This window comes from Hyphomicrobium sp. (genome assembly GCF_035548195.1).
Lineage (GTDB): Bacteria > Pseudomonadota > Alphaproteobacteria > Rhizobiales > Hyphomicrobiaceae > Hyphomicrobium_B.
Map to the genome: position 1 here is coordinate 12,266 of NZ_DASZTY010000013.1, position 25,941 is coordinate 38,206.

Consider the following 25,941-nt stretch of genomic DNA (forward strand, 5'->3'; position numbering starts at 1 on the left):
TGAGGCTCATCGGCCGCCGTAGTCTTATCCGTCTACAATTGAAGCGCCTCCGGCTTTGGCGATCCGGCGGGCGCGAAGATACCGACATCGATGATCATAAAAGTTCTCGGATCCGCCGCTGGGGGCGGATTTCCGCAGTGGAACTGCAACGGCCCGCAATCGGCGAAAGTGCGGGCAGGCGCTGCTGGATATAAGGCTAGACTACAGTCGTCGCTCGCTGTTTCTGCGGACGGGGAGAACTGGCTGTTGCTCAATGCTTCCCCCGATATACGGCAACAAATCAACGAAACGCCTGAACTGCAGCCCGCGAAGTCGGGCGCCAAACGAAACTCGCCGATCAAGGCCGTTGTCGTCACCAACGCCGACGTCGACCATATCATCGGGCTGGTCGGACTTCGCGAGGGTCAGCCGTTTTCGATCTACGGCTCCGATCTCGTCCTTGCAACGCTCAGGGCGAATTCCGTCTTCAATGTCTGCAATCCCGATATCGTTCCGCGCATCGAATTGCCGTTGGACAAACCTATTCCGCTTAAGGGAGCGGGAACGGATCTTGGCATCACAGTCGAAGCGTTTGCTGTACCCGGCAAAGTCGCGCTCTTTCTCGAAAGCGGCGGTGCCGACGCGAACTACGGTAGCCGTGATGGCGATACCATCGGACTCAAAGTCACCGACGCAAAAACGGGCAACGCTTTCTTTTATATTCCAGGTTGCGCCGAAATCGACGCGCCGCTCGCCGAGCGCATACGTGACGCCAATCTCGTCTTCTTCGACGGAACTCTTTTCGAAGACGACGAGATGATCAAGCAGGGCCTGCTGCAGAAAACGGGCAAACGGATGGGGCACATGTCCCTGTCGGGGCCAGAAGGCTCGATTGCCGCTTTCGGCAAGCTCAACGTCAAACGCAGAATTTACGTCCACATCAACAATTCGAATCCGATTCTGGACGAGAACTCAGAAGCTCGTAAAGTCGTCGAAGACGCCGGATGGGAAGTCGGATTTGACGGCATGGAGGTCCGCCTATGAACCCAGTCAGTCTCGAAAGAAGAACGGCCGAGCTCCGTGGCAACGAGCCGCCGATGTCCGTCGCAGATTTCGAAGCAGCTATCCGCGCCGTCGGCCCAGAGCGCTATCACGATCTACACCCGTTTCATCACATGCTGCATGGGGGCAAGCTAAATAAGGGCCAAGTGCAGGCCTGGGCGCTCAATCGCTATTGCTATCAGTCGGCCGTTCCGCGCAAAGACGCGGCGCTCATCAGCCGGGTCTACGACCGCGAGTTGCGACGCGAATGGATGCATCGCATTCTCGATCACGATGGACATCCGCCGGAAGAAGACGGGGGAATCGAGCGTTGGCTCGTGCTGACCGACGGCCTCGGGCTCGACCGCGAGTATGTCATTTCGCGCCGCGGCGCGCTCCCTGCGACGATCTTTGCGGTCGAAGCTTATGTGACGTTCGTGCGCGAGCAGCCTCTTACCATCGCCGTCGCATCGTCGCTTACCGAATTGTTTGCGCCGAAGATCCACAGAGAGCGCATTTCGGGCATGCTCGAAAACTACGATTTCATCGACGACAAGGTGATGGCCTATTTCAAGCGGCGCTTGACGCAAGCACCGCGCGATGCCGATTTCGCCCTTCAATATGTTCTTAAGAACGCCCGCACACGCGACGAGCAGCAAGCCTGTGTCGACGCCGTTCGCTTCAAATGCAACGTGCTCTGGGTACAGCTCGATGCGCTTTATCACGCCTACGTCGATGGACATATTCCGCCGGGTGCGTTCCGGCCGGAGGCGTGATGATGGAAGCTGGAGCATCCCGTACGCGCACGATGATCGTACCGGAATCGAAACCCGGAATGCCGCCGCACATCAAGCTGCGACACGATCCAGGACGCGGACGCTGGCACGTACTCGCTCCAGAACGCGTGTTTGAGCCAGACCCGATCGCTATTGAGATTTTGAAGCGCTGTGATGGCGCGACTACAGTCCAGCAAATCGCTACCGATCTCGCAAAAGACTACAATGCTCCACTGCAAGAAATCCTTACAGATACTATATCTATGTTGCAGGAGCTTTCGGATAAGGGCGTGATTAAGGCCTGAGAAACCTGGGAAGAAACGGAGCGGACGTCATGAACGAAATTGCACCGTTGGAGCAGTTCTCCGAGGCACCTGTGGTCGAGGCTTGCGCTCGCGCTCCGGTTGGCTTGCTCGCCGAGCTGACGCACCGCTGCCCGTTGCAATGCCCCTATTGCTCGAACCCGCTGGAACTCGATCGCGTCAACACCGAGTTGACCACGGCCGAGTGGCAGGACGTCATGCGCCAAGCCGCAGAACTCGGGATTCTTCAGATCCATCTGTCGGGTGGCGAGCCGACCGTCAGGAAAGACTTGGAGGACATCGTCGAGGTCGCCGCGAAGGCTGGCCTCTATACGAATCTCATCACTGCTGGCGTTACGCTGACGCGCGACCGCCTTAAGAAGCTGAAGGACCTTGGCCTCGATCACGTCCAGCTCTCGATTCAAGATGTCGACGACGCCAACGCCGAGAAAATCTCCGCTTACAAAAATGGCCTCGCCAAAAAGCGCGAACTCGGCAAGTGGGTGCGCGAATTCGACATGCCGTTGACCATCAACGCGCCGATCCATCGCCACAATATCGAGAACCTGCCGAACATCATCAATTTCGCCGTCGAGATGGGCGCTGGCCGTATCGAGGTCGCGAACATCCAATATTATGCTTGGGCCTTGAAAAATCGTGCCAGCCTGATGCCGACACGCGCTCAGGTCTTGAAGAGCGCGGAAATCGTCGAGGAAGCCAAGGAGCGCCTGAAGGGCATCATGGTCTTCGACTTCGTCGTGCCCGACTATTACGCCAAGACGCCGAAGCCCTGCATGGGCGGGTGGGGCCGTGGCGTCATGAACGTCACGCCGCAGGGTCGTGTGCTGCCGTGCCATGCCTCCGAATCGATTCCCGGTCTTCAATTCGACAATGTCAAAGACCGGCGCCTCGCAGATATCTGGTTGAACGGACAAGCCTTCCAGAAATATCGCGGTACGAGCTGGATGAAGGAGCCCTGCCGCAGCTGTCCACGACGCGAAATCGACTTTGGCGGCTGCCGCTGTCAGGCGATGGCGTTCACCGGCGATGCGGCAAACACGGATCCGGCTTGTAAATTCTCCCCGCATCATGCGGCATTTGTGGCCGCGGCCGAACAGGAGAGCGCGGAGGCGGCTCCCCCGCCGTTCGTCTATCGTCGCATGAGCCCCCCGAAACCGGCAGCAAAATAAGCCAAACCTGCAACCTTCGGGCGTACCACGATATTTTAACCGGTAGTCCTCCTATGGTGCGGCATTCTGTTCGCCTGGCGTTCAGAAAAAAAATGCCATTCTGTGCGAGCTAAGTTATGAGTTGCGGCGTTTGAATAGCGTTGCTCAATGGCGAAACGGGAAGGAAGCTCAGGATGCGCAAATGGATTTTGGCGGTTGCCATGATCGCCGCCGCACCGGTCGCGGCAAATGCCGCCGATGCGGAAGCTGGCAAAACTGTTTTCAACAAATGCAAAGCCTGCCATCAGGTCGATAAGAACGCTGTAGGTCCGCACCTCGGCGGGATCGTGGGCCGCAAAGCAGCGTCGGTTGCGGATTACAATTATTCGGCTGCACTGAAGAAGTCGGGCATCACTTGGGATGAGGCTGCGCTCGACAAGTGGCTTCAGGGCCCGGGCAAAGACGTTCCGGGTACTAAGATGATCTTCCCGGGCGTCAAGGATGCCACGGATCGTGCCAACCTGATCGCATATCTCAAGACGCTGAAGGCTCCCTGAGCCTCGGCTGATTGATAAGGCATTGAAGGCGCCGCGAAGAGGGGTTTCCTCGCGGCGCTTTTTTATTCGCGGCGCAGTCGATATGGAACGCTCCGCTGTCGTCAGCGTGGACATTTGGGTCGTGAGCTTCGCACGGGCTCACGCAAGTGACGATTAGGGATTCCCTGGTTCTCATCGCGGCGCGGAGCGGCTGTCAGTCATCGAGCGGCTGAACGTCGGCGGCATCGAGCTTTGACAGCATCTCGTCCAGCGATCGTCCATCAATTATCAGCGATGGCGCGATATCCTTCAGCGGAACAAGGACGAATGCCCTTTCCGCAATTCGCGGATGCGGCACAACATAATCCGGCTCATTGATCTTCGAATCGCGAAACGTCAGAACATCGACGTCGATATTCCGTGGGCCCCAGCGCCGGGTCCGCACACGCGCCATATCGTTTTCGACGACCTGACAGCGTCGCAACAGCTCGCGCGCCGTCAAATCCGTGCGGACAGCGATGCAAGCGTTGACGAACCAATCCTGATCCGTCACGCCCCATGGCGCCGTTCGGTAGAACCGCGATTGAGAAATGAGCGTGACGGCACCGTCCGCCGTCAAACGTTCGATAGCTTCCTCGATATTGCGAACTCTGTCGCCGATGTTCGAACCGAGTCCTAAAGTGGCGTCGAACGCCAACCCGGGTTGAACAGCCGACGATTTGTCGGACCGAGGCATATCGGCGCCCCGCTCAATCGTACTTGATATAAGCGAACCTTTGATCGCCGTGTGGCGTCCCTTCGAGCCCTTTGCCTTCCTTACCAGGCTGCCAATGGACGACGTCCTCGATCTTCTTTGCGAGCTCCAGGTCTTTCGCGGTGATACCCTTCGCCGTATGCGTCATCAGCCGGACTTCGACCCAGGCGTACGATGCCGTGATGTCCGGGTGGTGCCACGCAGCTTCCGCGAGATGACCGACTGTATTGATGACCATCAGCGTGCCTTTCCAGCCCGCCGTCTTGTAGGTGCGGCGAATCCAACCGTCCTCAAGCTTCCATGTCGGCAGATTAGCTTGTAACCAAGCCTTAACGTCGGCTTCGGACATGGGTTTTTCGCGTTCGGCGCTCATCTTGCCCTTATGCTCCTTTTGTCGGACAACTCAGCCTGAATCCTACCGCCGCCCCCCACGCTAAAGCAAACGCGATAGGGCGGCCTGGATAATTCAGCGAAAGGAATTCCGCTTCGTGAGGCCCTCCCCCGCGCTTACGGCAACGATCTGTGTAACCGCTCCGGCGCGGCTGCATCTTGGCTTTCTCGACCTGAACGGCGAGATCGGCCGCCGATTCGGAAGCATCGGACTTGCAATCGATAAACCGGAAACGGAATTGACGCTCCGACGCTCATTGCGCAACGAGGCACGGGGTTTTGAAAATAGGCGCGCGCTCACATTGATCGAGAAATTCAACCGCGATACGGCAAGCGGTGGATACACGGTCGACGTCCGGCGAGCTATCCCGGCGCACGCAGGACTTGGCTCGGGGACACAACTTGCGCTCGCAATCGGTGCGGCGATCGCGCGCATGGAAGGCCGCGTGTTGTCGGCAAGCGATTTGGCCGCCATGGGCCACCGCGGCGCGCGCTCGGGCATCGGGCTCGCCGCATTCGAAGCCGGAGGCTTTATCGTCGATGGCGGCAAAGGCCGCGACGATCGCCCCCCGCCGTTGACGTTGCGCGCCGATTTCCCCGACGACTGGCGCATCCTTCTCATCTTTGACGAACAAGGTGCAGGCGTTTCCGGTGAAGCGGAATTAACGGCTTTCGCGGATCTGCCCGAGTTTCCTCAAAGCGGAGCGGCCCACATCTGCCATCTCGTTTTGATGAAGCTTATTCCCGGTTTGAAGGAAACCGACCTTTCGCAGTTCGGCGCCGCGATAACCGAAATCCAGGAGATCGTCGGCAACCATTTCGCAAGTAAACAGGGAGGCAGTGCGTGGACCAGTCCCGCAGTCGGACGGCTCGCGCGCCGCATGCGGGACATGGGCGCGCAAGGCATCGGACAAAGCTCATGGGGGCCGACGGGCTTCGCATTTGTCGAAAACGGGGCTGCTGCACAACGCCTCTATGATTCTTTAGTCGAAGACGCTAAAGGCGACGGTCTCAGCATTCTCGTTGCGCGAGGCCGCAACACCGGCGCCAGCATCGAAACAATCCAAAGCTAAAAAGAACGGAGCTTGAGATATCCATGAGCGAGGCTACCCCAATTCTGCATATGCTCGCGCCGCTGAAGCACATGAGCCCCTTCGACGTGAACATGGCCGCCGACGCTGGCTATAAAGTTGTTGTCCCCTACATCAACGTCGAGCTGAACGAAGTCGCCGGTCTGATTCAGGACGCAATTTTCTCACGGCCGCCGAACTACGGGGTGCGCACCGGCTTCTTCGTGGGCGGTAAAGACGCAATTCTCGCTCTCGATATGCTTGACGCTGCGAAGAAGGCGATGGTGCCGCCGTTCGAATGCTCCATTTTCGCCGACCCGGCCGGATCGTTTACGACGGCTGCGGCGATGGTCGCTTGCGTCGAGAAAGTCCTGAAGGACAAGTTCGGCAAGTCCTGGAAGGGCGTCAAAGTCGCCGTCTTCGGTGCTACGGGCGTCGTCGGATTCGCATCATCGATCATTGCCGCGCTCGAAGGCGCCGACGTCCGGCTCGTAGCTCATCGGGGCGTAGAACGCGTCGTTAAGAGCGCCAAGGTCTCGAAAGAACGTTTCGGCGTCGATCTCGAAGCGGTCGCGGGCGAGACACCCGAGCAGAAAGCCGACATCATCGCAAATGCCGAAGTGATCTTCGCCGCTGCGGCTGCGGGCGTTCAGGTCGTGTCGAAAGAGCACAAAGCGCTTGCCAAGAACCTCAAAGTTATCGCCGACGTCAATGCCGTGCCGCCGCCGGGCGTCGAAGGCATGGAGCTGTTCATGAACGGCGAAAAAATTCCGGGCTGCGACGCTCTCGGCGTCGGCCCGCTCGCAATCGGCGATATCAAATACAAGTGCGAGTCCGGCCTGTTCAAGCAGATGCTTGATTCCGACAAGCCGCTGTCGCTCGACTTCCGTCATGCTTACGCAAAGGCGAAAGAACTCGTCGGCATATAATAAGAATGTGGCCGGTGAAGCGGTCCTGATCGCAGCGTTCTCCGGGCGGGCTCTCGCGCAGTCCGCCCGGCGCGCCGGGTACGCACCGCTCGTTGCCGATGCCTTTGGCGATCTTGATACGCAAGAGGCCGCCACCGCTGTCCGCATCGTCGACGGGGCGGCGGCAGGCTTTCACACAAAACCTCTCATTGCAGCGCTGGATGCACTCGCCGCAGCGGCTACGACCAAACTCATCGGACTGGTTTTGGGCTCTGGCTTCGAGGACAAGCCGCGCCTGATCGACGCCCTCGGCAGGCGCTATCGTTTGCTCGGAAATCCGCATCAGACCTACCGCCACTGCAAAGACCCAGCGATTTTCTTCGCCAAGCTCGACGAACTCGGAATTGCACATCCGGAAACACAATCGGAGCCGCCGACCCCCCCCCAAGGCTGGCTGAGCAAGCGCACCGGCGGCAGCGGCGGCCGCCACATTCGCGTCTGCACATCGGCGCCGGCAGAACGACGACGACGCTATTTTCAAAAGCAGCTTATGGGCGATCGCGTTTCGATCGGCGGCGTGGTCGGGCCGCAAGATGCGCGGCTAACGCTGTCACGGCAATGGATTGCTCCATCGAGCGAGCAACCGTTTCGGTTCGGGGGCGCCGTCTCGATGCCAGATGCCGATCCGGATCTTCGCCGCGACCTTGAAACCTCGGCAAGACGCATTGCATCTGCCTTTGATTTGATCGGCATGGCCTCGTTCGATTTTATCGTCGTTGACGGCCGTCCGCATCTTCTGGAGGTCAATCCCCGGCCGGGAGCCTCTCTCGACGTCATCGACGATGACGAGGGCTTTCAGTTTCGCGCCCACATCGCCCAATGCACGGGAACGCTTGCGCCCGCCACCACCATTCGACGGAGGAATGCGCGCGCGATGGCCATTCTGCATGCCGACCGCGGGCCGTTAACGCTGGGAAACACGCCATGGCCCGAATGGTGCGCGGATCGCGGCCCACCCGGCACGTTCATTCCCCGAAACGCCCCGCTTGCGAGCGTCCTCGCCGAAGCGTCAACGGCCGATGAGGCGGAGCGTCTCGCCCGTGCGCGCTTGGCGGAACTGGAAGACCTGCTATACGAACACGCGAAATCCTGACCGACCGGAGTTCTCCACCCGATGCAAAGTGTAAAAAAGCCCAGCGTTTCGGCGCGCGCCGCCAAGCTCGTCGATGTCATCGTTGCGGATGCGGATGCGTTGCGCATTTCCGTTTCGAAGGGTCCTGGCGGCGAACGTCTGATCGATCTCGGCGGAACTTCGCTTGGCAGTCTCGAAGCGGGCCGCAGACTGGGTGAAGTCTGCATGGGCGGCCTCGGCACCGTGGCCTTCACGATGTCTTCGGGCTTGGCGAACTGGCCGCTCGGGGTGGTCGTCAGCTCGACGGATCCCGTTATCTCTTGTCTTGGCAGCCAATACGCTGGCTGGACGATTCAGGATGAGGCAACGAAATTCTTTGCGCTTGGCTCCGGACCGGCGCGCGCGCTCTCGCGTGTCGAAGATCTCTATAAAGAGCTGAACTACGCCGACCATTTCTCGCAGGCTTTTCTTGTTCTCGAAGGCGACAAGGCACCGCCCGCTCCGGTATTGGAGAAAGTTGCACAGGCCTGCGGCGTGAAGTCAGAGGGATTGAACGTTCTTTTTGCCACAACCTGGAGCCTTGCCGGGACGGTTCAGATTGCTGCCCGCGTCCTCGAAGTCGCGATCCACAAAGCCCACGCATTACACTTCCCTCTCGAAAACATTTTGGACGGAACCGGCACTTGCCCAATCGCGCCGCCATTTCCCGATTTCGTGAAAGCCATGGGCCGGACCAATGACGCGATCATCTACGGCGGACGCATTCAGCTTCTTGTGAAAGGATCGGACGCCGAAGCGAAAAAACTCGCGGACGGACTTCCGTCGAGTTCGTCGTCGGCCTACGGCAAGCCGTTCGCTGAGATTTTTGCCGAGGTCAAAGGCGACTTCTATAAAATCGACCCGATGCTATTTTCGCCGGCTCAGGTCACGGTCTCGAACGTCGAGACGGGCAACTCCTTCCAAGCAGGTAAGCTGGCGCCGGAGATCGTCGATGCGAGCTTCCGCTGAGGCGCACGCCAAACCTCTTTTAGGACACGGAGCGGGGCTTCACTTCGCGCTGCTGATCGAGGAAGGGCGCGGCGAATGGCATGCGCGACGCATCGTTCGTTCGCTCGAAGAGATGGGCGCGCGCGTTACCGTCTCGTCGCTTCCTCACTGTGCCTTTGACACCGGCCTACCGTCCGGCATCGACATTCCGGGTTTCGACGGCGCTCTGCCGGATGGCGTGTTCGTCCGCTCGATTTCGGCTGGGACGCTGGAGCAGATCACCTTTCGCTTGGGGCTTCTGCACGCATTACGCGAAAGCGGTGTCCGCGTCTGGAACGATGCACGCGCCATCGAGCGGTGCGTCGACAAATCCCAGACAACGTTTCTCCTGCATAAGAACGGCATTCCGACCCCGCGAACGCGCGTATGTGAAACGCTGCAGCACGCGCAGGAATACACTGATGGCCTCGACCGGCCGCTGGTGATGAAGCCGCTGTTCGGCAGTCAGGGAAAGGGCATCGGCATGATCTCATCTGCCTCCGAGCTGCCCGCGGCCGAGACGGTCGATGAAATGTATTACATGCAGGATTACGTCGCGCCCAAGGATGGCATTTTCGAAGACTGGCGTGTACTCGCGACGCGCCACCGCGTCATCGCCGCGATGATCCGGCGCGGTACAAGCTGGGTGACCAACATTCATCAGGGCGGAAAGGCCAAAGCGCACCTTCCCGATGACGAAATGATCGCCGTCTCGATGGCCGCGATGCGCGCCGTCGACGCTGATTACGCCGGTATCGATCTGATCCGTGCCGCCGACGGAAAACTGCAGGTTCTCGAAGTCAATTCGAACCCGGCATGGCGAGGCTTGCAAGGCGTCGCTGATGTGAACATCGCCTGGGCGATCGCTGAAGACTTCCTGCGCACCGTCATCGCGCACCGTGCGAGCCTTGGCGTCGGCGCGCCGGTGGCGCTGGTCTCATGACCGCGCCGCTCGCGCCGGACCGGATTGCCGCCGCGTTTGTCGCGGCCTGCCATGCCGAGCTCGACGCGCTGAAACCCGGAAACGTCCATCGTCATGCTGCGGGGCACGGCATGGAAGTCGAGCATTTCGAACGGGCCGCCGCCGCCGCTGCTCCGTTTATTGCCGATCCGAATCTGAGCGTCGGCCAACGCATTTTGCGGGCGACGGAAGCGAGTTTTGGCGCAACCGGCCTGAACACCAATCTCGGAATCGTCCTGCTCTGCGCTCCGCTTGCAAAGGCCGCCGGCGAGACAAGCCTCGGCATCGGCCTTCGCCGACGGCTGGACATGATCCTTTCGGCTCTTGACGAAGCGGATGCCAAAGACGCATTCGCCGCGATCCGTCTTGCCAATCCCGCAGGGCTCGGAAAAGTTGAAGCGGGTGACGTCCACAACGATACCAAACCGATCACCTTGATCGCAGCGATGCGTCTCGCGGCCGACCGCGACCGCATCGCGCACGCCTACGTCACCGCCTATTCCGATATCTTTGATTTTGCACTGCCCCTTTTCCAGGAGGCGCGGGCAGTTACGAATGATTCCAATCTCGTGGTCACGACGCTGCACATGGCGCTGCTGGCCGAATTTCCCGATACCCATATCGTACGCAAGTACGGCGCAGACGTCGCAGAAGCCGTCCGAGAGGAAGCGCAAACACTCAAATCGTGTTGGTCGCCTGTTGCGACTGCGAAATCCCTTTCGCGATTGACCGAATTTGACACCAAAATGAAATCCGCTGGGCACAATCCGGGCACGACCGCCGATTTCGTCGTCGCCACGCTCTTCGCCGCAGGGGTAATCAATCGGAAACCGGCGTGAACGCCGCTTTTGCGGCACTTAAGGGCTTGTCACTCCCGATCACCTGAGGCAATACAGGCGCCGTGTCCGTAAGGATCACGGACCTATCCATTGCGGCTGACGCTGGTACTCATGACACCTGGGCGCCGACGTGCGTGGATATTCATCGCAAGAGCAGTACAGCGAAGTCCCGACATCTGACGGGGGAGCGTTGGTGCTCGTATCGTTTCATTCGTGGGAGGAACCCCCCTTATGGCCAAAATCAATAAAGTCATGGTCGGCGAGTCGCTCGTCGGCGACGGCAACGAAGTCGCTCACATCGATCTCATCATCGGACCGCGCGGATCGGCTGCCGAGACGGCGTTCTGCAACGCTCTGACGAACAACAAGGACGGCTTCACGACGCTTCTCGCCGTCATCGCGCCGAACCTCCCCTGCAAGCCGAACACGATCCTTTACAACAAGGTCACCATCAAGGACGCCCGCCAGGCCGTTCAGATGTTCGGACCGGCTCAGTACGGTGTCGCGAAGGCCGTTCAGGACTCGGTTGCTGAAGGCATCATCCCTGCCGCTGAAGCTGACGACCTCTACATCTGCGTCGGCGTGTTCATCCACTGGGAAGCTGCCGACGACGCGAAGATCCAGGACTACAACTATCGCGCCGTGAAGGAATCGATCGCGCGCGCTGTTGCTGGTAAGCCGACTGCTGCCGAAGCGACCGCTCAGCGCAACTCGGTTCAGCATCCGTTCGGTGCGAAGACTTGAAGCGGAAACCGTCCTCAGCAGGTCGATAACAACAACAACTCTGCCCCTCCCATGAAGGGGGGTCTGCTGCAGCGATTGGGTAGACTGCTCTCAGGCCGTTACAGCGGTTAAGACAAGAGCCGGAGCCGCACCACACCGCGGTTCCAGGTTCGCTGGAGCGGCTGCCGCCTCAAAAGACATTACCGGCCGGCGATCTGTTTTAGATCGCCGGCCGAAATTTTTTGCGCATGCAGAATAGAGGCAACGAGGGCGCCAGCTGCCCCGGCCTGCTTGATGCGATTCAAATCGTCACGATCGCGAATGCCGCCAGCCGCGTATACTTTCCGTCCGCTTGCGCGCGCCGCAATTCTTTCAAACAGCTCGACATTGGGCCCGCCGTCGCTGCCGATGCGATCGAGCGTCATGACAATAACGCGGGACGGCCAAAGGGACGAATCGGCGAGTAGCGCATCCGGCCCCATGAATTCGCCGCCGCGGAAATCGAGCGACAAAACCGTGCGCGCCGGAGCTTCCGCCGCTATGTCGTGCCAATCGCGAACGGATTCGAGGCTTTCAGAGCCAACGACGAGCGTTGCAACGGGAGCTGCCAGCACAGCCCGCGCCGCGCTGCGCGATCCGCTCCCGGCGTCGATCCAAATTTCCGTGCGCGGCAAAACTTGGCTGAGCGCCGGGACGAGATGCGTGTTCCGTCCCCTACCTTCGATCCCGTCGAGATCGGCGATGTAGAATTTACGGAATGGATGAAGCGCCCTCAGCCCGCGCGCCACATCGGCGGGATCGGGAGTCGCCGCGAGCGGTGTCTCGATCGGGCGATAGGCCGAACGCTTGCCCTCCACGGCCCGGACCACCTGGCCGCGTGCGACGTCGATAACCGGAATAATGTCCACTGCTTGCCTCCTCGCCTATTGAGTGTAACACGAGCCAGGATGGCAAGGTGAATACGCGAAATGACGATTGTCGCCGGATATGACGTTGGTGGCGCGCACCTGAAGGTCGCGCGAGTCGAGAACGGCCGCCTTGCCGACGTGCGCCAGATCGTCTGTCCGCTGTGGCAGGGGCTCGACCGATTGGATTCAGCGCTTGCCGAAGCGCAAGCGGTAACGGACGGCGCCGCCGTGCACGCGGTCACGATGACAGCTGAGTTGACGGAAATTTTCGAGAGCCGCGAGCAAGGTGTCTCGGCGCTTACCGAACGGCTTCGGGATCTCCTGAAGGGCGAGATTCGAATCTTCGCCGGGCTTAAAGGCTTCACGGACGTCGCGACAGCGCGCGGCGATCCGCTGTCGGCTGCCTCTGCAAATTTTCTGGCCACCGCGCGTCTCGTTGCCGAACGGCAACCGCGATCGCTTTTGATCGATATGGGTTCAACGACGACCGATATTATCGCCTGCGACCGGCCGCAGGGCTTGACCGATGCCGAACGTCTGCACACCGGCGAGCTCGTCTATACCGGTTTGACACGCACACCCGTTCCCTCCATTGCAACGCGTGCGCCGCTTGCAGGCGAGTGGCAAGGGTTAGCGCGTGACGCCTTCGCAACGATGGCCGACGTGCAACGCATCCTCGGCGATCTCCCTGACGACGCCGACCTCCACGTGACGACTGACGGCCGGGGCAAATCGCTTGCCGAAAGCCTCGCACGTTTCGCGCGCGGTTTCGGACGCGACGCGGAAATGCGGCACCTCGCAACGTGGCAAACGTCGGCAGCCTATATCGCTGAACGGCAACTGCGCGCGATCCATGACGGAGTACTCCAAGTGCAATCGCGACCCGGCATCGAGATTGCGTCTGTCGTCACTGCGGGGATAGGCGCTAAAACTGCTGCGAAAATTGCGGAGAGGTTGTCTTTGCCATGCAGCGATTTCGGGACCCTCATCGGCGCGCCTGACGCACAACGGCTCTGGGCGACACGTTGTGCTCCGGCTGTAGCGGTCGCACTTCTTGTAAAACAATAGGCCACGGTTCGGAAACCGCGGCCTATTGAATTCGGCGAATTGCGGAAATCGATCAGTCGTGCTCGCGTTCAAGCCGCACGATGTCGAATGTGCCCGCTTCGAGCTTCATATCATATTCGTGTCCGTTATCGCGGCGTGCATCTTCAATCTTCCAGTAGCCGTGATCCCACTTGATATATCGCCACGAAATGAACCCCATGCGATGCAAATGATCCGCGACGGCAGCCGGGTCGTCCCGCATTTCACGGTGGGTGGCAAACGCCGGTGCGCTCAAGGCAACCACAACCGCCGTGGCTGCGAATGCGCGACGCGCAAAGCGAGAGACTTTATTCATCGAACTCTACCTTCTTTCATGGAGAATGCTGGTGGGAATGGACACCGAATTAACGGATGTCATTCGGCATGGTTCCTTTCACATGATAGTAAGAGGGAAATGAGACAATAGCCATTTCGTACGCCATCGTTTATTCGACATCCTTAAGTTGCGACGCGAGGTGCTGTGTTTCAAACCCGGTTGCAGCTTTCAACGCCCGGTATTGTTCGCGCGCCTTTTCGCGGTTGGCGTTTGCCGATTTTGTCGCGGCGATCAGGATATTTCTTGAAGTGTGCTCGGTCGAAACGAACTCGATAACCTTGACCTTGTAGCCGGACGCCTCAAGCAACAATGCGCGCGCGGCGTCGGTTACGAGATCGGCCTGCCGTTGCTTGAACAGCGGATATTTTATCAAACCTGCCAGACCTTCTGCAGCGTCTTTGATCTGCGGAGCAAGCTCGTGCTGACAGCACGGCGCCACAAGAATCATCTTGGCGTCCGAATGGATGCCGAGCGCCATTGCGTCGTCCGTTGCCGTATCACAGGCGTGAAGCGCAATGACAATGTCAACCTGCTTCGCCGACGCCTGCTGCGCCTCCGCCGCATCAAAACGGAGACCAGAGAAACCAAGTTCGCGCGCCAGAGCGTTGCAAAAATCGACGAGATCGCCTCGCATTTCGATACCGGTCATTTTGCATGTGCGCGCAAGCGTCGTCGTCAGATGATCGTAGAGCGCGAACGTCAAATAGCCTTTGCCCGACCCGATATCGACGATCGACAGCGCACTGTCCGGCCGCGCGCGGTCGTCTTCCTTAAGCAAGGTGTCGATAATCTCAATGAAGCGGCAGATTTGGCGATACTTGCCTTGCATCGACGGCTTCACACGGCCATCTTTGTCCGAAACCTGCAGCGCTTTGAGATATGGGCGATCCGGTGCCACGAGATACGATTTGGCGCGATCGTGTGCCGCCGGGGCAGCCGCCTTCAGCGTCGGCTTTCCCTTCGTCAGATGCGGCTCGCGCTTCTTGCTGTATGTCAGTGTCATATCACGTTCGGTCGAAAACAACGTCGCGCTGAGATAATCGGCGCCGATCTCGGACTTGAGATGATTGATTCCGTCGTTGAAGGAGAAAGTCTTCGTCTCGTCCTTGCGCGCGAACGTCGTGACGAGCTTCAGATGCGGAACCTCTTTCAACAGCACGAGTGTCGCGACGGCCTTGCGCGGCTCGCCCTCGGCTCGAAATTTCCCGAGCGTCAACTTGATGAACGTTTCATTTTCAAGCGCCTCGGCCAGCGCCGCGACGAAAGTTTTCTTATCGTCCGAGACCGCCTTCGTCATGGCGTTTCGGAGGGCTTATCAAACCGCGCCTGACGCCACGCGTTGATCTTTTCCATTAGCCATTCCCACGCTTCTTCCTCGCGCGGGCCTGCCGTTTTTGAGATGGCGATTTCAAGGTACTTCAATTCGCTCTCGATCTTTTCCGGCGGCAGCATCTTCAATCGCGTCGTCAACACGGCAAGTTCGAGCACGGCGGCTTGTGCGCGATTGAATCCGTCCCAGACCTTATGCGTTTCCTGATGTACGACCGCGCAGGCAAAGCGCGGCCGGAGTTCATCTTCGATGAAACGCTCGACTTTGAGTTCCCAATGCGAAACGCAATCCGTAAGACGATTGCCTTTTATTTTTTTCGTTGCCGTCAGCGGCCAGAGCTTGCGGCCCGTCACGCCGCCTGCAAAGACGCGCACATCGTCCGTGTGGCTCGCAACGGCGTAGGGATGAAGATTGAGGTTTTCGAGAGTCTTCGATGGTTTGAACGGCGCAATTATCCAGTGCGAACCGTCCTCGATCAGACCAAGAGGCGCAACATAGGGCTCTCCCGAAGCATCCAATGTGGTGACGATCGTTTCGACGATGCGCGGCATCAGCAATCTCCTTCACACTCCAGCGTTGCCCGCAGCAATGCGTCGTCGGACGGCCCAAAAATGGACCACGAAAGCCCGCTCCGCGCAACGATCGATGGGATGAGAGCGTCAACGACCCCCTGATGCGCCAGTTCCTCCAAGTCTGCGGTCTTCGCGACATTGACGGATTTCAAGAGCAACAGCCGCGCGCCGAGCAACTCTGCCAGTCGCGCGGCAAGGCTGTCGGATGTGGCATCCCATCCCGCGGACACAAGGTCGTCGTTGGCGATCATTGCGAGCGGCGCCCACACCGGCACCTTGCCGCAGTGCAAAGCATCGGAAATCTCGTCCAGCGTCTCGACAATCCGCAAGCGCTCCTGCTGCGCCGTTATCATCTCGGCCATCTGATGCATCGCCAGCATGGCAAGCCGGTGCGCCAGCGCATCGTCAAATTTCATCACTGGCTGCAAAGCGCGGATGCTATCCGCAAAAGGTCCGCCGCCGGGAACCACGACAACAGGAACGTGGGCGGTTGCGATTAATGGGACGATAGACTGCATGCGCCCCGTTTCGGCGAGACTGCCCCCGATTTTCACGACGAGCAGGCGATTGCCCCCCGCTGCTGTCTCAACCACGGGCGAACTCGCGCGCCGCATCTCGCGTGGCCGGGCGAATGATCTCGACCCCGCGCAGCGGGCCGCGTTCGAGCTTTTCCAGCATCACGCGAACAGCGACGATGCGATCGTCAGCCAGAACGCGGTCGGCGATTCGCTCGGCGAACGTCTCGACGAGCTTGATATGGCCGCCTCTGGCAAGCTCAACGATGATATCGATGATATCGGCATAAGACGGCACTTCCGCCATCTCATCTTCGACGCTGAATACGTCGCGGGCGAGCCGGGCTTCGACGGTAAAGCGCACCTTCTGCGTTACGCCTTGCTCTTCGGCATAGACTCCGACGTTGCAGTCGACGACAAAGTCGCGCACGAAAATGGTGTCGCCGATCTGACGCGACTTGACTGCCCCACGCTTCGATTTCGCGGCGTTACCAGCGGCCGGTGCCTTACGGGCTTTCTTCTTATCCTTCATGCGACAGACCTCTTCTGCGCCGCATCGGCCTCCCGGGCCCGCTTGATTTCGAGACGGATCGCGGCGACGCGTGTCGGATCAAGAGTACTCGTACGGCCCTTTGTGCAGAGCGCGCCGCGAAAGCCGAGAATGTCCGGACCGAGGCTCGCCAATCCGGCGATGTCCTCCATTCTGAGCGATCCTGCCAAGCCGCACATCAGCCCGTGAGCACGGGCCGCCTGCACAAACGTCAAAAGTCCGCCAGACGGCAGAAACGAGGTCAGACGGCCTGACGCTTTTTCGGCCGTGTCCAGCATCACTCCTATGAAACCATGCTCCGCCAGGTACGGAATGACGGCGTAATCGGGTTTCTGGTCGGCCATCAGCACTGCAAAGAGGCGCGTGCGTGAAAGGCTCGCAAGACCGAGCGCCGCAATGGCCGGCCGCGGATTGCGATCGCCGAAGAATCCGACCTTGACGATATCGACCCCTGTCGCGGCCATAGCCTCGGCTGCGCTGACCAGCGCATCAGGATCAGGCGGCAAATCGCCGACGGTCGCGCTGACCGGCAGCCTCCCGTCGATACGCGCGACGATGTCTCTGACGACCGCCCCTGGCAGCGCACCCAACGCGCCGGACGAAGGGTCCTTGCAATCGATGACGTCTGCTCCGCCGGTCCGCGCGAACCCCGCCTCATCCGCATTCGTCACGCTTGCGAGAAAGCCGGGATGCACCCGCCTCAATCTTTCGATCATTCCATCGCCCGAGATTAATTCCTGAGGTGAGCCAGATCAGATCGCAAAGATGCGATTTTGCTCAGCGAGCACCGCAGCCCGATCGCGACGCTGCGCCTCCGTTAGGCCGACGACCGCATCCTGCGCGACACTCGCCTGTCCTGGCGCCAGACGCAAGATCCGCGTCCCCAGTTGTATCGCCTCAGAACGATCGTGTGTCACGAAAATAACCGTCGTAGGCTGGCGATGCCAGAGATCCATCAACAGTTCGCGCAGACTGGCCGCCGTCGGATCGTCGAGCGAGACAAAAGGCTCATCCATAAGCAGAATTTCGGGCTCAAGGATGAAGCCGCGCGCGAGCGCCGCACGCCGCTGCATGCCGAGGGATAACATCTCCGGATAGGCATTCATAGCCTGGCCGAGCCCGACCCGCTCTAACATCGCCGGAATTTGCGCGTGACGCGGATCACCCTTCGGAAGCACGAGTGCGATGTTTTCATAAAGCGTTCGCCAGGGCAGAAGCCGCGGGGTCTGGAAGATGAATGTCAGACGGTCTTTGGCAGGTCCGAGGTCGATCGTACCTTCGAAATCCTTGTCGAGGCCCGCGATGATATTGAGAAGAGTCGACTTGCCACAACCCGACGGGCCGGTAATCACGAGGAACGAGCGTGGCGCGACCTCGAACTCCACATTGTTGAGGACGAGCTGCGCTTCGCGATCCCCCACCGCGGGGAAGATCTTGCGCTTGACAGAAACGCGGATGGGGCCATTCGCGTCTGCTCCGTTCAGCGGCGCCATGCATTCACCCGAGCTTGCAGCGGTTGGAGCACCGCGAATTCGATCAGTTGCACGATAAAAATGAAGGCGAGTGCGTAGGCCAGGATCGTGCTGACGTCAAATTCCTGGAAAGCGATACCCAACCGATAGCCGACGCCGTTGGATCGTCCAAAAGCTTCCACGACGAGAACGATTTTCCAGACGAGCGACAAACCAGAACGCGCCGCCGCAGCGAGGAACGGCGCAAGCTGCGGAACTGTCACATGCCGCAGCGTCTTCCACCAGCCAAAGCGATACATCTCCGCCATCTCGGACAAATCCTTCGAGAGGCTGCGTGCGCCTTCGCGCATATTCACCGCGACGTTGGGGATCTTGTTCAGCGCCACAGCCGTGATTGCTGCGGCGTCGGTTAATCCAAACCAGATGTAGCAGAGCGTAATCGTCACAAGAGCGGGCAAGTTGAGGAACAGGATCAGCCACGCATCAAAGAACTTATCAGCCGTTTTGTACCGGCCAAGCGCCAGGCCGATTGCCGTGCCGATAAACATCGAGATGACAAACGCGATGGCGACCCGAACGAGAGTTGCGGAAACATGCTTCCATAAATCGCCGTTTTCCGCTTCGCGCAGCATAACGTCGAAGACGACAACCGGCGTCGGCAAGTATCTGTTTTGAAGAACGTCGGCGAGAAACTGCCAGAAGAGCCCAAGCACAATGAGCGATCCAGCCATCCAGGCGAACCGTTCGATTGTGGAATTGGACCCGGCGGCGCGGACCGGCTTAGGTATGGAAGAGATTCTGGTCGAAACGGGTGCCATCGCCAACGAGTTCCGCGTCTCCGAGATCGATGAGAAGGTTGGTAAGTTTCTTCGCCGCCGCCGTTTCTTGCGAGCCCCAAGGTCCTGTGATGCCGGACCGATAGTAATCCCGGATCGCGGCAAGCTCGGCATCCGACTTCGGCCTGATCAGTGGCTTCAGCCGGGTCCATGCTGCATTCGATTTGGCAAGCACGGCGTTGGCATCGACCACCGCACTCAATAACACATCGACCGGAATTGAGTTATCCTTGACTTCCTTATCGGACCAGATGAATCCGACAAGAGCTGGCGTCGGGCTGACGCCCAATCCCTTTACGACATCCGACATGGACAACAATTGACGTGCGCCGCTCGCCTGGAGACGAGCCGCATACGTCCAGAAGTTGAGAACTGCATCCAGCCGGCCGCCATTGAACTCTGCCGTAACGAGCGGTGCCGCTCCGAAGATGGGCTCGGCAAAGTTCGCGATATCCTTGCCGAGCTTCTCGCGCGAATATGCGCGAAGGAGTATCCAGCTTTTATCAATGCCGGTCCCGGCGACGCCAAGTCTCTTACCCTTGAGATCTGCCAGGGATTTGATCGTGCTATCTTTCGGCACCATCACGCTGCCAAGAGCTGCCGAATACGGGGCGAACTTGAGATCGTAGCCTTTGGCGCGCTGCCGTAACGCCCACGTCCAGTCGCTTACTATAACGTCGGCGCTGCCTGAAAGAAGTGCGATAGGCGCCGCGGGATTGTTGGCAACCTCGATGACCTGAAGATTGAGTCCGTGCTTCTTATCGATGCCTTCGGCGCGGATCGTCTCGATCAGCCAGCTCACCGAACCGAATTTCACCGACGTCAGGCGCACAGGTTTGGCCGACGCCCTCGCCGATCGCGGCAACACCGCAGTTGTCGCCAGAGCCGCGGCGGCAGTGAGCGCCTGGCGTCGCGTGAGATCGATCATTGCTGTCCGGCCTCGACGTTGAAGCGATTTTTCCAGAGATATCGAACGCCATGCAGCCAGAGATCGTCGGAATCGCCATTGATCGTGGCGGACATGGTCTTCACCGGCTTCCCAGTCTTGGTATCGCGTGCGATGATCTGGAGTGTGAGGGCGGCGCTCGAAAGCTTGTCGATAAAGCCCGTAACGGCGAGGTCTGCGCCCGCTTCCTTGGCAATCGGGACCTCGCAGCCGTCACACTTGATGAAGGGCGAAGCCGCGTCGATTTCCTTGGCTTTCGACGACAGGTCGACGACCTCGTAATTGCTGTCTTTCTTCATTAACGATTTCAGCTCGTCCGCCGCGAGTTTCAGTCGCCTCAGATCGTCCGGATCGTTCTGGGGAATAAGCTCTCCGTCCTGCTGCGGATCGTGGAAATCAAAGGGGAAGACTGCAACCTTCGTGGCGGCTTCCGCAGGAGAGACAACCAACAGAACAAGAAGTGCATATAAAAAGCGCAACGTCATCGGGCGTTCGGTCCATTTCGCGTATAGGGGTTCAGTCGTGCGCTCGGCCGAAGCGCGCCAGGACTTCTACGTGCGCGTTATCCCTCCGACATTGCAAGAGGTTCCCAGAGACTTTGATAAAAATGCCCGGTCACAAACGCGCGAGCCGGAATGCTCTGCCTTGACAAGCTCCCGATACGCCCCCTTTTACAGCAACACAGTAACATTAGGCGTGCTGGGCGGTCGGCGCCGCGCTGCCTTACCGAGACACATTGGAGTTGGATAATTTGGCCCAAACAGCCCGTTTTCCGCTGCGTGCGCGCTCTTGGACTGTCATGCGCGCAGGCTTGGCCGTCTGCTGCGCTTTCATAGCATATCCCGCTTTGGCCGAAGATATTGCACCGCAACCTATTCCGACCACTCCCGCGGCGCCCCACGCTAGCGGACCGGCGACGCAATCCAGCGCCACCGATTCCAACAAGAAGAAGCTTTCCATCTCCATTCTTTATGTGAAGCAAAACCGCCCCGACGACGAGCTTCCTCTCTCGCTGCTCGATCTACCCTCTCCCGACGACGGCATCGCAGGCGCCAAGCTCGGCATTGCCGACGACAACACCACCGGCCGGTTTCTCAACCAGTCGTTCAAGCTCGACGTCCTCAACGGCGACGTCGACGATCTGATCAAAGGCGCCACCGAAAAAGTCGCCGCGGGCGACAACTTCATCATAGCCGACATGGAGCCAGACGCGCTGCTGAAATTCGCCGATGCGATGAAAGGCAAGCATGCGCTGATCTTCAACGCGGGAAGTCCCGACGACCGCCTCCGCCAAGAGGATTGCCGGGCCAACGTTCTGCACGTCGCACCCAGCCGTTCGATGCTAACGGACGCCCTCGCGCAATATCTGGTCTGGAAGCGCTGGCGCAATTGGTTGCTTGTTGACGGCCCCAATCCGGACGACAAGCTGCTCGCCGATGCGTACCGTCGCTCCGCCAAGAAATTCGGCGCCAAGATCGTGCAGGATTTGGAATTCAAGCAACAAACCGGCAGCCGACGTGCCGATGGCGGCTACGAGCAGGTGCAGCAACAAATCCCGTCGTTTCTGCAGAACGCGAAAGATTATGATGTCCTCATCGTCGCCGACGCGAAGCAGCTCTTCGCCGATTATTTTCCGTTTAGAACCTGGGTTCCGCGCCCCGTCGCGGGCTCGGCAGGGCTTACGGCATCGAGTTGGCATCCGGCGCTCGAATTCTGGGGCGGCACGCAGTTTCAACATCGCTTCCGCCGCTTGAATAGCCGCATGATGCATCCGATCGACTACGATGCGTGGGTTGCGACACGCGTGGTCGGCGAGGCTGCAACACGCGAGCGTTCCGCGGATTTCGAGGCAATGCGCAAATTCATCCAATCGCCAGAGTTCGAAGTGGCCGCCTTCAAGGGCGTCGCCACGAGTTTCAGAACCTGGGATGGACAGCTTCGCGAGCCGCTTATCATCGGAACGCCGAAGCTTCCCGTCAGCGTATCGCCGCAGCCCGGTTTCCTGCACCAATCCAGCGTTCTCGATACGCTCGGTTTCGACAAACCTGAAACCAAGTGCAAGGCTTACACGCAATAGTCATGCCCCACACCGGCCATTCACAGCAGATTTCCAACCAGAGCTTTTTCACTTGGAGACTAGGGATGTCGCGACCCATAGCGATTGTTACTGCGTTTCTTTCGGCCACCGCGTTCGTCTCGACCGCGACTTCAGCGCAGGCTTATACGGCTTACGTCACGAACGAGAAGGACAACACCGTCAGCGTCATCGATACCGATAAGCTCCAGGTCATCAAGACGGTTAAGGTCGGTCAGCGTCCGCGCGGCATCGTCATGACGAACGACGGCAAATGGGTCATCATTTGCACCAGCGACGACAATGACGTGAAGATCTACGACGCGAAGACGATGGAGTATGTCAAAACCCTTCCGTCGGGCCCGGACCCTGAATTATTGACGCTTCATCCCGACGGTCGGCGCCTCTACATTGCCAATGAGGACGATAACCTCGTGACGGTCGTCGACATTATTACATCCAAAGTCATCACGGAAATTCCGGTTGGCGTCGAGCCGGAAGGCATGGGGATGAGCCCGGACGGCAAAGTGCTCGTCAACACGTCGGAAACGACGAACATGGCCCACTTCATAGACACAACCAAGCACGAGACATTCGATAACGTGCTCGTCGACAGCCGCCCGCGCGTCGCTCGCTTCAATGCTGCTCAGACGCAGCTTTGGGTATCTTCGGAGGTCGGTGGCACCGTAACTGTCATCAATCCGGCGGACCGCAAAATCATCACCAAGATCAGCTTTGAAATTCCTGGAATTACGAAAGAAGCCATTCAGCCCGTCGGTATTCAAATCACCAAGGACGATAAAATCGCGTTCGTGGCGCTCGGACCGGCCAACCGCGTCGCGGTCATCGATACGAAAACCTTTAAAGTCCTGAAATACATTCTCGTCGGGCAGCGCGTCTGGCACATGGCGTTCACTCCCGATTACAAATATTTGCTGACGACCAATGGTGCCTCCAACGACGTTTCGGTCATCGACGTTGCCAGCGAAAAGGCATTCAAATCCATCAAGGTCGGACGTTATCCCTGGGGTGTAGCCATCTCACCGCACTGATTGGACCAAACTCCAGGACTGAACCCGGGCTTTCGGAGACGAGCGACGCCAACGATGACAGCAACAGACCCGCAACTAGGGCACGCCGAAAAAGACAAAACTCCTGCGCTTGTCGTCAACGGCGTCAGTCATAGCTTCGGCGACAAAAAGGTGCTCGATAACGTCTCGCTCACTGTCGAGCAAGGCGCCTTCGTCATGCTGCTCGGACTCAACGGAGCGGGCAAGTCGACGCTTTTTTCGCTTATTACCCGGCTCTACGACAACGTCAGCGGCCAGATCACGATCCGCGGTTTCGATGTCCGCCGGAAACCGTCGCAGGCCTTGCAACGCCTCGGTGTCGTCTTTCAGAGCCGCACGCTCGACGTCGACCTCACGCTCATGCAAAATCTTAAATATCACGCGGCGCTGCATGGCTTTTCGCGGAGCGATGCCACCCAAAGAGCGAAGCTCGCGCTGGAGATGATCGGTCTCGCCGATCGCGCGGGCGAAAAGGTTCGCGCCCTTTCCGGCGGCCAGCTTCGCCGTGTCGAGATCGCACGCTCTATGATGCATCGTCCCGATCTGCTGTTGCTCGATGAACCGACTGTCGGGCTTGATCTTGGCTCGCGTGAAGGCGTCATCAAGATTGTGCGCGAGCTGGTCGCGAAGGAGCATCTCGGCGTGCTCTGGGCAACGCACCTTATGGATGAGGTTTTGCGAACCGATCAGGTCGTCATCCTGCATCATGGCGTCGTGCTCTACAACGGCGGCGTGCCGCAGCTGCTATCGCAGACGGGAACGACGAGCGTTCGCGAGGCATTCCGTGCGTTAACCGGCACCAAGGCATCCATCGAGGAGGCCGCTTGATGTCGGCATCGGCATTTTCAGGCGCGACAGCCGCGACCTTCGCAGAGGCCGAGGGAGCTGCGCGGCGCCGATTAGGTCTTGCTGGATACGTCGCGTGCTTCAAGGGCATCGTCTGGCGCGAGATCCTGCGCTATCTTCACCAGCGCGAGCGATTTCTCTCGGCTCTCGTCAGACCTTTGATCTGGCTCTTTATCTTTGCCGCAGGTTTTCGCCAGACGCTTGGCGTCTCGATTATTCCACCCTACGAGACCTACGTTCTCTACGAGGAATTCATCGCTCCGGGCCTTATTGCGATGATCTTGCTATTTAACGCGATGCAATCGTCGCTCTCGATGGTCTATGACCGCGAGACGGGCACGATGCGAACGCTGCTGGTCAGCCCCTTCCCGCGTTCGTTCCTACTGCTTTCAAAGCTTCTTGGCGGCGTGTCGGTTGCGCTCCTGCAATCCTTCGCTTTCCTGTTTGTCGCGTATTGGTGGGGTATTCAGCCGCCGCCAATTACCGAGGTAAAGCTATTCACCTTCTACGATCCACCGACCTGGGCGGGCACCGCGATCGAGAAAATGTCCGATCCGATCGTGAATACGCTTTTTTCCGTGCCTACGTTCGTGCAGCCGTTCCTCGGCTATCTCACGGTCATACCGGCGATCATCCTCGCGGGCCTCATGCTCGGCGCGCTGGCACTCTTCATTTCGTCGGTCATTAAGCAACTTGAGAACTTCGCCGGCGTCATGAACTTCGTGATCTTTCCGATGTTTTTCGCCTCTTCCGCGCTTTATCCATTATGGCGGGTCCGCGAGGCGAGCCCGCTCCTATATGAAATTTGCCGCCTCAATCCATTCACCTATGCCGTTGAACTTATCCGGTTCGCGCTTTACGGACAGGTCGACACGATTTCGCTCGCCGTCATTGTGGGATGCACAGTGTTGTTTCTCGCTGCGGCGGTTTTTGCTTACAATCCATCCAAGGGTCTGATTGCTCGGCGCGGCGGGCCCGGAGGATCCGCATGAGGTATGACATGACAATCGTCTCGCATATACGCCGTCTCGGGTGGTCCGTTGCCGCCGCTTCCGCGTTGGCGGCTGCACTCTTCTCAAGTCCAAGTCTTGCGGAGGACGCCGCCAAGCCCGCGGCGCAAAAAGATGAATGGCCGTGCGTCTATCGCAAAGTTCCGGAGTTATCCGCGGCAACGATCTGGGATGGCCCGCCGATCACTGATACGACGAGCTGGAACAACGACGACGATATACGGAAGCTCTCGCAATATCTGATATCGCGGCGCGTGAAGTCCGAGGAGGTCGAAGCCGCGATCAAGAAATTCGCGGAGGGCTTGCCCGCTGACAAGCGCGACGCGAAGCTGACCGAGCTTTTTGCCGCCGTGCTGACGCGGACGAATCAAGACCGCAGAACCGTGATGCATGGCATCGAAAAGATGCATAAGCAGCAGGTAGCGCGATCGAAGGAGATTGAAAAGGAAGCGCTGAAGCTCCAGCCCGAGGAACAGGCCGAAGCAGAAAATCCGTCAGCGGAAGCCGGTGTCGCCGGCCAAGAATCCGACGCCGAAACAAGATACAAATGGGAAGTTCGGGCCTTCCAGGAGAAGCAGGCCAACATCCCGCTTGCGTGCGAGATTCCTCAGCTCATCGATGAGCGAGCTGGCGAAATCGCCAGAGATATCCGCGCTCAGATGAAGAGCTGACACGCTCGTCCGTCAAGGTCTCCCGCCAACAAACGATTGAGCCTCGGGTGCCCGGCGCGTGCGCCCGAGGCTGCCGCCGCGCATTCGGCGTGCGCCGGCATAAATTATTTTT

The 25,941-nt window shown here is 59.1% G+C and carries 31 protein-coding genes; 18 read left to right on the plus strand and 13 right to left on the minus strand.

From position 1 onward, the window contains the following. The first annotated feature begins 90 nt into the window (after nucleotides 1-90). The 5 genes from pqqB to VHB22_RS03105 all read left to right on the plus strand — a co-directional run bounded on the left by pqqB (nucleotide 91) and on the right by VHB22_RS03105 (nucleotide 3,824). Nucleotides 91-1,023, plus strand: a complete 933-nt coding sequence (gene pqqB, locus VHB22_RS03085; RefSeq protein ID WP_325455487.1) for a pyrroloquinoline quinone biosynthesis protein PqqB — start codon at nucleotides 91-93, stop codon at nucleotides 1,021-1,023. Between the two features lie 53 nt (nucleotides 1,024-1,076). Then, nucleotides 1,077-1,796: a pyrroloquinoline-quinone synthase PqqC gene (gene pqqC, locus VHB22_RS03090; protein ID WP_325455488.1), complete on the plus strand. Its 720-nt coding sequence runs from the start codon at nucleotides 1,077-1,079 to the stop codon at nucleotides 1,794-1,796. Then, nucleotides 1,796-2,101 carry a pyrroloquinoline quinone biosynthesis peptide chaperone PqqD gene (gene pqqD, locus VHB22_RS03095; RefSeq protein WP_325455489.1) on the plus strand — a complete coding sequence of 102 codons (306 nt, stop codon included), beginning with the start codon at nucleotides 1,796-1,798 and terminating at the stop codon, nucleotides 2,099-2,101. The genes pqqC and pqqD overlap by 1 nt, the downstream gene beginning before the upstream one ends. A 29-nt stretch (nucleotides 2,102-2,130) precedes the next feature. Continuing rightward, on the plus strand, nucleotides 2,131-3,288 hold the full coding sequence (gene pqqE / locus VHB22_RS03100) for a pyrroloquinoline quinone biosynthesis protein PqqE (RefSeq protein ID WP_325455490.1): 1,158 nt from the start codon (nucleotides 2,131-2,133) through the stop codon (nucleotides 3,286-3,288). A 173-nt stretch (nucleotides 3,289-3,461) separates the two neighbouring features. Further along, a complete protein-coding gene (locus tag VHB22_RS03105) occupies nucleotides 3,462-3,824 on the plus strand; it encodes a cytochrome c family protein (protein ID WP_325455491.1) in 363 nt (120 codons plus the stop codon). A 193-nt stretch (nucleotides 3,825-4,017) separates the two neighbouring features. On the opposite strand, the gene folK is transcribed toward VHB22_RS03105, so the two are convergent. Next, nucleotides 4,018-4,539 (minus strand): 2-amino-4-hydroxy-6-hydroxymethyldihydropteridine diphosphokinase, encoded by a 522-nt coding sequence (folK, locus tag VHB22_RS03110; protein ID WP_325455492.1) that lies wholly within the window; start codon nucleotides 4,537-4,539, stop codon nucleotides 4,018-4,020. Between the two features lie 13 nt (nucleotides 4,540-4,552). Continuing rightward, nucleotides 4,553-4,930, minus strand: a complete 378-nt coding sequence (locus tag VHB22_RS03115) for a 4a-hydroxytetrahydrobiopterin dehydratase (protein ID WP_325455493.1) — start codon at nucleotides 4,928-4,930, stop codon at nucleotides 4,553-4,555. Nucleotides 4,931-5,045: 115 nt separating this feature from the next. On the opposite strand from VHB22_RS03115, the gene VHB22_RS03120 reads away from it, so the two are divergent. From VHB22_RS03120 to fae, 7 genes are all read left to right on the plus strand, one after another. Beyond that, complete coding sequence (locus VHB22_RS03120; RefSeq protein WP_325455494.1) at nucleotides 5,046-6,020, plus strand: beta-ribofuranosylaminobenzene 5'-phosphate synthase family protein; 975 nt, start codon at nucleotides 5,046-5,048, stop codon at nucleotides 6,018-6,020. A 23-nt stretch (nucleotides 6,021-6,043) separates the two neighbouring features. Continuing rightward, nucleotides 6,044-6,946: an NAD(P)-dependent methylenetetrahydromethanopterin dehydrogenase gene (locus VHB22_RS03125; RefSeq protein ID WP_325455495.1), complete on the plus strand. Its 903-nt coding sequence runs from the start codon at nucleotides 6,044-6,046 to the stop codon at nucleotides 6,944-6,946. Next, nucleotides 6,909-8,078: an ATP-grasp domain-containing protein gene (locus VHB22_RS03130; RefSeq protein WP_325455496.1), complete on the plus strand. Its 1,170-nt coding sequence runs from the start codon at nucleotides 6,909-6,911 to the stop codon at nucleotides 8,076-8,078. Before VHB22_RS03125 ends, VHB22_RS03130 begins: the two co-directional genes overlap by 38 nt. Before the next feature lie 21 nt (nucleotides 8,079-8,099). After that, a complete protein-coding gene (mch, locus tag VHB22_RS03135) occupies nucleotides 8,100-9,065 on the plus strand; it encodes a methenyltetrahydromethanopterin cyclohydrolase (protein WP_325455497.1) in 966 nt (321 codons plus the stop codon). Then, complete coding sequence (locus VHB22_RS03140) at nucleotides 9,049-10,026, plus strand: RimK family alpha-L-glutamate ligase (protein ID WP_325455498.1); 978 nt, start codon at nucleotides 9,049-9,051, stop codon at nucleotides 10,024-10,026. Before mch ends, VHB22_RS03140 begins: the two co-directional genes overlap by 17 nt. Then, the gene (locus VHB22_RS03145; RefSeq protein ID WP_325455499.1) at nucleotides 10,023-10,883 is read left to right on the plus strand and encodes a triphosphoribosyl-dephospho-CoA synthase; all 861 of its coding nucleotides are present in this window, start codon (nucleotides 10,023-10,025) and stop codon (nucleotides 10,881-10,883) included. Before VHB22_RS03140 ends, VHB22_RS03145 begins: the two co-directional genes overlap by 4 nt. Before the next feature lie 231 nt (nucleotides 10,884-11,114). Next, nucleotides 11,115-11,627, plus strand: coding sequence for a formaldehyde-activating enzyme (gene fae, locus VHB22_RS03150; protein WP_325455500.1), 513 nt, complete (start codon nucleotides 11,115-11,117; stop codon nucleotides 11,625-11,627). 179 nt (nucleotides 11,628-11,806) lie between these two features. Here fae and VHB22_RS03155 read toward each other — a convergent pair whose 3' ends face one another. Further along, nucleotides 11,807-12,514 carry a HisA/HisF-related TIM barrel protein gene (locus VHB22_RS03155; RefSeq protein ID WP_325455501.1) on the minus strand — a complete coding sequence of 236 codons (708 nt, stop codon included), beginning with the start codon at nucleotides 12,512-12,514 and terminating at the stop codon, nucleotides 11,807-11,809. A gap of 60 nt (nucleotides 12,515-12,574) precedes the next feature. Between VHB22_RS03155 and VHB22_RS03160 the strand changes: the two genes are divergently transcribed. Then, nucleotides 12,575-13,582 carry a hydantoinase/oxoprolinase family protein gene (locus VHB22_RS03160; protein ID WP_325455502.1) on the plus strand — a complete coding sequence of 336 codons (1,008 nt, stop codon included), beginning with the start codon at nucleotides 12,575-12,577 and terminating at the stop codon, nucleotides 13,580-13,582. Nucleotides 13,583-13,634: 52 nt separating this feature from the next. On the opposite strand, the gene VHB22_RS03165 is transcribed toward VHB22_RS03160, so the two are convergent. The 10 genes from VHB22_RS03165 to VHB22_RS03210 all read right to left on the minus strand — a co-directional run bounded on the left by VHB22_RS03165 (nucleotide 13,635) and on the right by VHB22_RS03210 (nucleotide 20,643). Beyond that, a complete protein-coding gene (locus tag VHB22_RS03165; RefSeq protein ID WP_325455503.1) occupies nucleotides 13,635-13,916 on the minus strand; it encodes a PepSY domain-containing protein in 282 nt (93 codons plus the stop codon). Between the two features lie 130 nt (nucleotides 13,917-14,046). Then, the gene (locus VHB22_RS03170) at nucleotides 14,047-15,234 is read right to left on the minus strand and encodes an SAM-dependent methyltransferase (protein WP_325455504.1); all 1,188 of its coding nucleotides are present in this window, start codon (nucleotides 15,232-15,234) and stop codon (nucleotides 14,047-14,049) included. Next, the gene (locus tag VHB22_RS03175; RefSeq protein ID WP_325455505.1) at nucleotides 15,231-15,818 is read right to left on the minus strand and encodes a DUF447 domain-containing protein; all 588 of its coding nucleotides are present in this window, start codon (nucleotides 15,816-15,818) and stop codon (nucleotides 15,231-15,233) included. The genes VHB22_RS03170 and VHB22_RS03175 overlap by 4 nt, the downstream gene beginning before the upstream one ends. Then, on the minus strand, nucleotides 15,818-16,432 hold the full coding sequence (locus VHB22_RS03180; RefSeq protein WP_325455506.1) for a uridylate kinase: 615 nt from the start codon (nucleotides 16,430-16,432) through the stop codon (nucleotides 15,818-15,820). Before VHB22_RS03180 ends, VHB22_RS03175 begins: the two co-directional genes overlap by 1 nt. Continuing rightward, nucleotides 16,425-16,886, minus strand: a complete 462-nt coding sequence (locus VHB22_RS03185) for a dihydroneopterin aldolase (protein ID WP_325455507.1) — start codon at nucleotides 16,884-16,886, stop codon at nucleotides 16,425-16,427. The genes VHB22_RS03180 and VHB22_RS03185 overlap by 8 nt, the downstream gene beginning before the upstream one ends. After that, nucleotides 16,883-17,620, minus strand: coding sequence for a (5-formylfuran-3-yl)methyl phosphate synthase (locus VHB22_RS03190; RefSeq protein ID WP_325455508.1), 738 nt, complete (start codon nucleotides 17,618-17,620; stop codon nucleotides 16,883-16,885). Before VHB22_RS03190 ends, VHB22_RS03185 begins: the two co-directional genes overlap by 4 nt. A 36-nt stretch (nucleotides 17,621-17,656) precedes the next feature. Beyond that, a complete protein-coding gene (locus VHB22_RS03195; RefSeq protein ID WP_325455509.1) occupies nucleotides 17,657-18,397 on the minus strand; it encodes an ABC transporter ATP-binding protein in 741 nt (246 codons plus the stop codon). Further along, entirely contained in the window at nucleotides 18,385-19,194 is an 810-nt protein-coding gene (locus VHB22_RS03200) for an ABC transporter permease (protein ID WP_325455510.1), read from the minus strand. Before VHB22_RS03200 ends, VHB22_RS03195 begins: the two co-directional genes overlap by 13 nt. Further along, entirely contained in the window at nucleotides 19,157-20,140 is a 984-nt protein-coding gene (locus tag VHB22_RS03205) for an ABC transporter substrate-binding protein (RefSeq protein WP_325455511.1), read from the minus strand. The genes VHB22_RS03200 and VHB22_RS03205 overlap by 38 nt, the downstream gene beginning before the upstream one ends. Next, a complete protein-coding gene (locus tag VHB22_RS03210; RefSeq protein WP_325455512.1) occupies nucleotides 20,137-20,643 on the minus strand; it encodes a DUF3280 domain-containing protein in 507 nt (168 codons plus the stop codon). Before VHB22_RS03210 ends, VHB22_RS03205 begins: the two co-directional genes overlap by 4 nt. 266 nt (nucleotides 20,644-20,909) lie before the next feature. Between VHB22_RS03210 and VHB22_RS03215 the strand changes: the two genes are divergently transcribed. The 5 genes from VHB22_RS03215 to VHB22_RS03235 all read left to right on the plus strand — a co-directional run bounded on the left by VHB22_RS03215 (nucleotide 20,910) and on the right by VHB22_RS03235 (nucleotide 25,829). Next, entirely contained in the window at nucleotides 20,910-22,235 is a 1,326-nt protein-coding gene (locus tag VHB22_RS03215; RefSeq protein ID WP_325455513.1) for an ABC transporter substrate-binding protein, read from the plus strand. A 65-nt stretch (nucleotides 22,236-22,300) separates the two neighbouring features. After that, complete coding sequence (locus tag VHB22_RS03220) at nucleotides 22,301-23,284, plus strand: YVTN family beta-propeller repeat protein (RefSeq protein WP_325455514.1); 984 nt, start codon at nucleotides 22,301-22,303, stop codon at nucleotides 23,282-23,284. 54 nt (nucleotides 23,285-23,338) lie between these two features. After that, a complete protein-coding gene (locus VHB22_RS03225; protein WP_325455515.1) occupies nucleotides 23,339-24,130 on the plus strand; it encodes an ABC transporter ATP-binding protein in 792 nt (263 codons plus the stop codon). After that, on the plus strand, nucleotides 24,130-25,140 hold the full coding sequence (locus VHB22_RS03230; protein WP_325455516.1) for an ABC transporter permease: 1,011 nt from the start codon (nucleotides 24,130-24,132) through the stop codon (nucleotides 25,138-25,140). The genes VHB22_RS03225 and VHB22_RS03230 overlap by 1 nt, the downstream gene beginning before the upstream one ends. Next, entirely contained in the window at nucleotides 25,137-25,829 is a 693-nt protein-coding gene (locus VHB22_RS03235; protein ID WP_325455517.1) for a hypothetical protein, read from the plus strand. The genes VHB22_RS03230 and VHB22_RS03235 overlap by 4 nt, the downstream gene beginning before the upstream one ends. Nucleotides 25,830-25,941 lie beyond the last annotated feature (112 nt).

Excerpts from the sequence above, each read along its gene's own strand:
- mch (WP_325455497.1), top strand. The coding sequence starts at position 8,100 with ATGCAAAGTGTAAAAAAGCCCAGCGTTTCGGCGCGCGCCGCCAAGCTC.
- VHB22_RS03200 (WP_325455510.1), bottom strand. The coding sequence starts at position 19,194 with ATGGCACCCGTTTCGACCAGAATCTCTTCCATACCTAAGCCGGTCCGC.
- VHB22_RS03190 (WP_325455508.1), bottom strand. The coding sequence starts at position 17,620 with ATGATCGAAAGATTGAGGCGGGTGCATCCCGGCTTTCTCGCAAGCGTG.
- VHB22_RS03235 (WP_325455517.1), top strand. The coding sequence starts at position 25,137 with ATGAGGTATGACATGACAATCGTCTCGCATATACGCCGTCTCGGGTGG.
- VHB22_RS03175 (WP_325455505.1), bottom strand. The coding sequence starts at position 15,818 with ATGCCGCGCATCGTCGAAACGATCGTCACCACATTGGATGCTTCGGGA.
- pqqB (WP_325455487.1), top strand. The coding sequence starts at position 91 with ATGATCATAAAAGTTCTCGGATCCGCCGCTGGGGGCGGATTTCCGCAG.
- VHB22_RS03210 (WP_325455512.1), bottom strand. The coding sequence starts at position 20,643 with ATGACGTTGCGCTTTTTATATGCACTTCTTGTTCTGTTGGTTGTCTCT.
- VHB22_RS03125 (WP_325455495.1), top strand. The coding sequence starts at position 6,044 with ATGAGCGAGGCTACCCCAATTCTGCATATGCTCGCGCCGCTGAAGCAC.
- VHB22_RS03170 (WP_325455504.1), bottom strand. The coding sequence starts at position 15,234 with ATGACGAAGGCGGTCTCGGACGATAAGAAAACTTTCGTCGCGGCGCTG.
- folK (WP_325455492.1), bottom strand. The coding sequence starts at position 4,539 with ATGCCTCGGTCCGACAAATCGTCGGCTGTTCAACCCGGGTTGGCGTTC.
- VHB22_RS03220 (WP_325455514.1), top strand. The coding sequence starts at position 22,301 with ATGTCGCGACCCATAGCGATTGTTACTGCGTTTCTTTCGGCCACCGCG.
- VHB22_RS03165 (WP_325455503.1), bottom strand. The coding sequence starts at position 13,916 with ATGAATAAAGTCTCTCGCTTTGCGCGTCGCGCATTCGCAGCCACGGCG.
- VHB22_RS03185 (WP_325455507.1), bottom strand. The coding sequence starts at position 16,886 with ATGAAGGATAAGAAGAAAGCCCGTAAGGCACCGGCCGCTGGTAACGCC.
- VHB22_RS03160 (WP_325455502.1), top strand. The coding sequence starts at position 12,575 with ATGACGATTGTCGCCGGATATGACGTTGGTGGCGCGCACCTGAAGGTC.
- VHB22_RS03105 (WP_325455491.1), top strand. The coding sequence starts at position 3,462 with ATGCGCAAATGGATTTTGGCGGTTGCCATGATCGCCGCCGCACCGGTC.
- pqqC (WP_325455488.1), top strand. The coding sequence starts at position 1,077 with ATGTCCGTCGCAGATTTCGAAGCAGCTATCCGCGCCGTCGGCCCAGAG.
- pqqD (WP_325455489.1), top strand. The coding sequence starts at position 1,796 with ATGATGGAAGCTGGAGCATCCCGTACGCGCACGATGATCGTACCGGAA.
- VHB22_RS03225 (WP_325455515.1), top strand. The coding sequence starts at position 23,339 with ATGACAGCAACAGACCCGCAACTAGGGCACGCCGAAAAAGACAAAACT.
- VHB22_RS03145 (WP_325455499.1), top strand. The coding sequence starts at position 10,023 with ATGACCGCGCCGCTCGCGCCGGACCGGATTGCCGCCGCGTTTGTCGCG.
- fae (WP_325455500.1), top strand. The coding sequence starts at position 11,115 with ATGGCCAAAATCAATAAAGTCATGGTCGGCGAGTCGCTCGTCGGCGAC.
- VHB22_RS03230 (WP_325455516.1), top strand. The coding sequence starts at position 24,130 with ATGTCGGCATCGGCATTTTCAGGCGCGACAGCCGCGACCTTCGCAGAG.
- VHB22_RS03205 (WP_325455511.1), bottom strand. The coding sequence starts at position 20,140 with ATGATCGATCTCACGCGACGCCAGGCGCTCACTGCCGCCGCGGCTCTG.
- pqqE (WP_325455490.1), top strand. The coding sequence starts at position 2,131 with ATGAACGAAATTGCACCGTTGGAGCAGTTCTCCGAGGCACCTGTGGTC.
- VHB22_RS03130 (WP_325455496.1), top strand. The coding sequence starts at position 6,909 with ATGCTTACGCAAAGGCGAAAGAACTCGTCGGCATATAATAAGAATGTG.
- VHB22_RS03115 (WP_325455493.1), bottom strand. The coding sequence starts at position 4,930 with ATGAGCGCCGAACGCGAAAAACCCATGTCCGAAGCCGACGTTAAGGCT.
- VHB22_RS03140 (WP_325455498.1), top strand. The coding sequence starts at position 9,049 with ATGCGAGCTTCCGCTGAGGCGCACGCCAAACCTCTTTTAGGACACGGA.
- VHB22_RS03195 (WP_325455509.1), bottom strand. The coding sequence starts at position 18,397 with ATGGCGCCGCTGAACGGAGCAGACGCGAATGGCCCCATCCGCGTTTCT.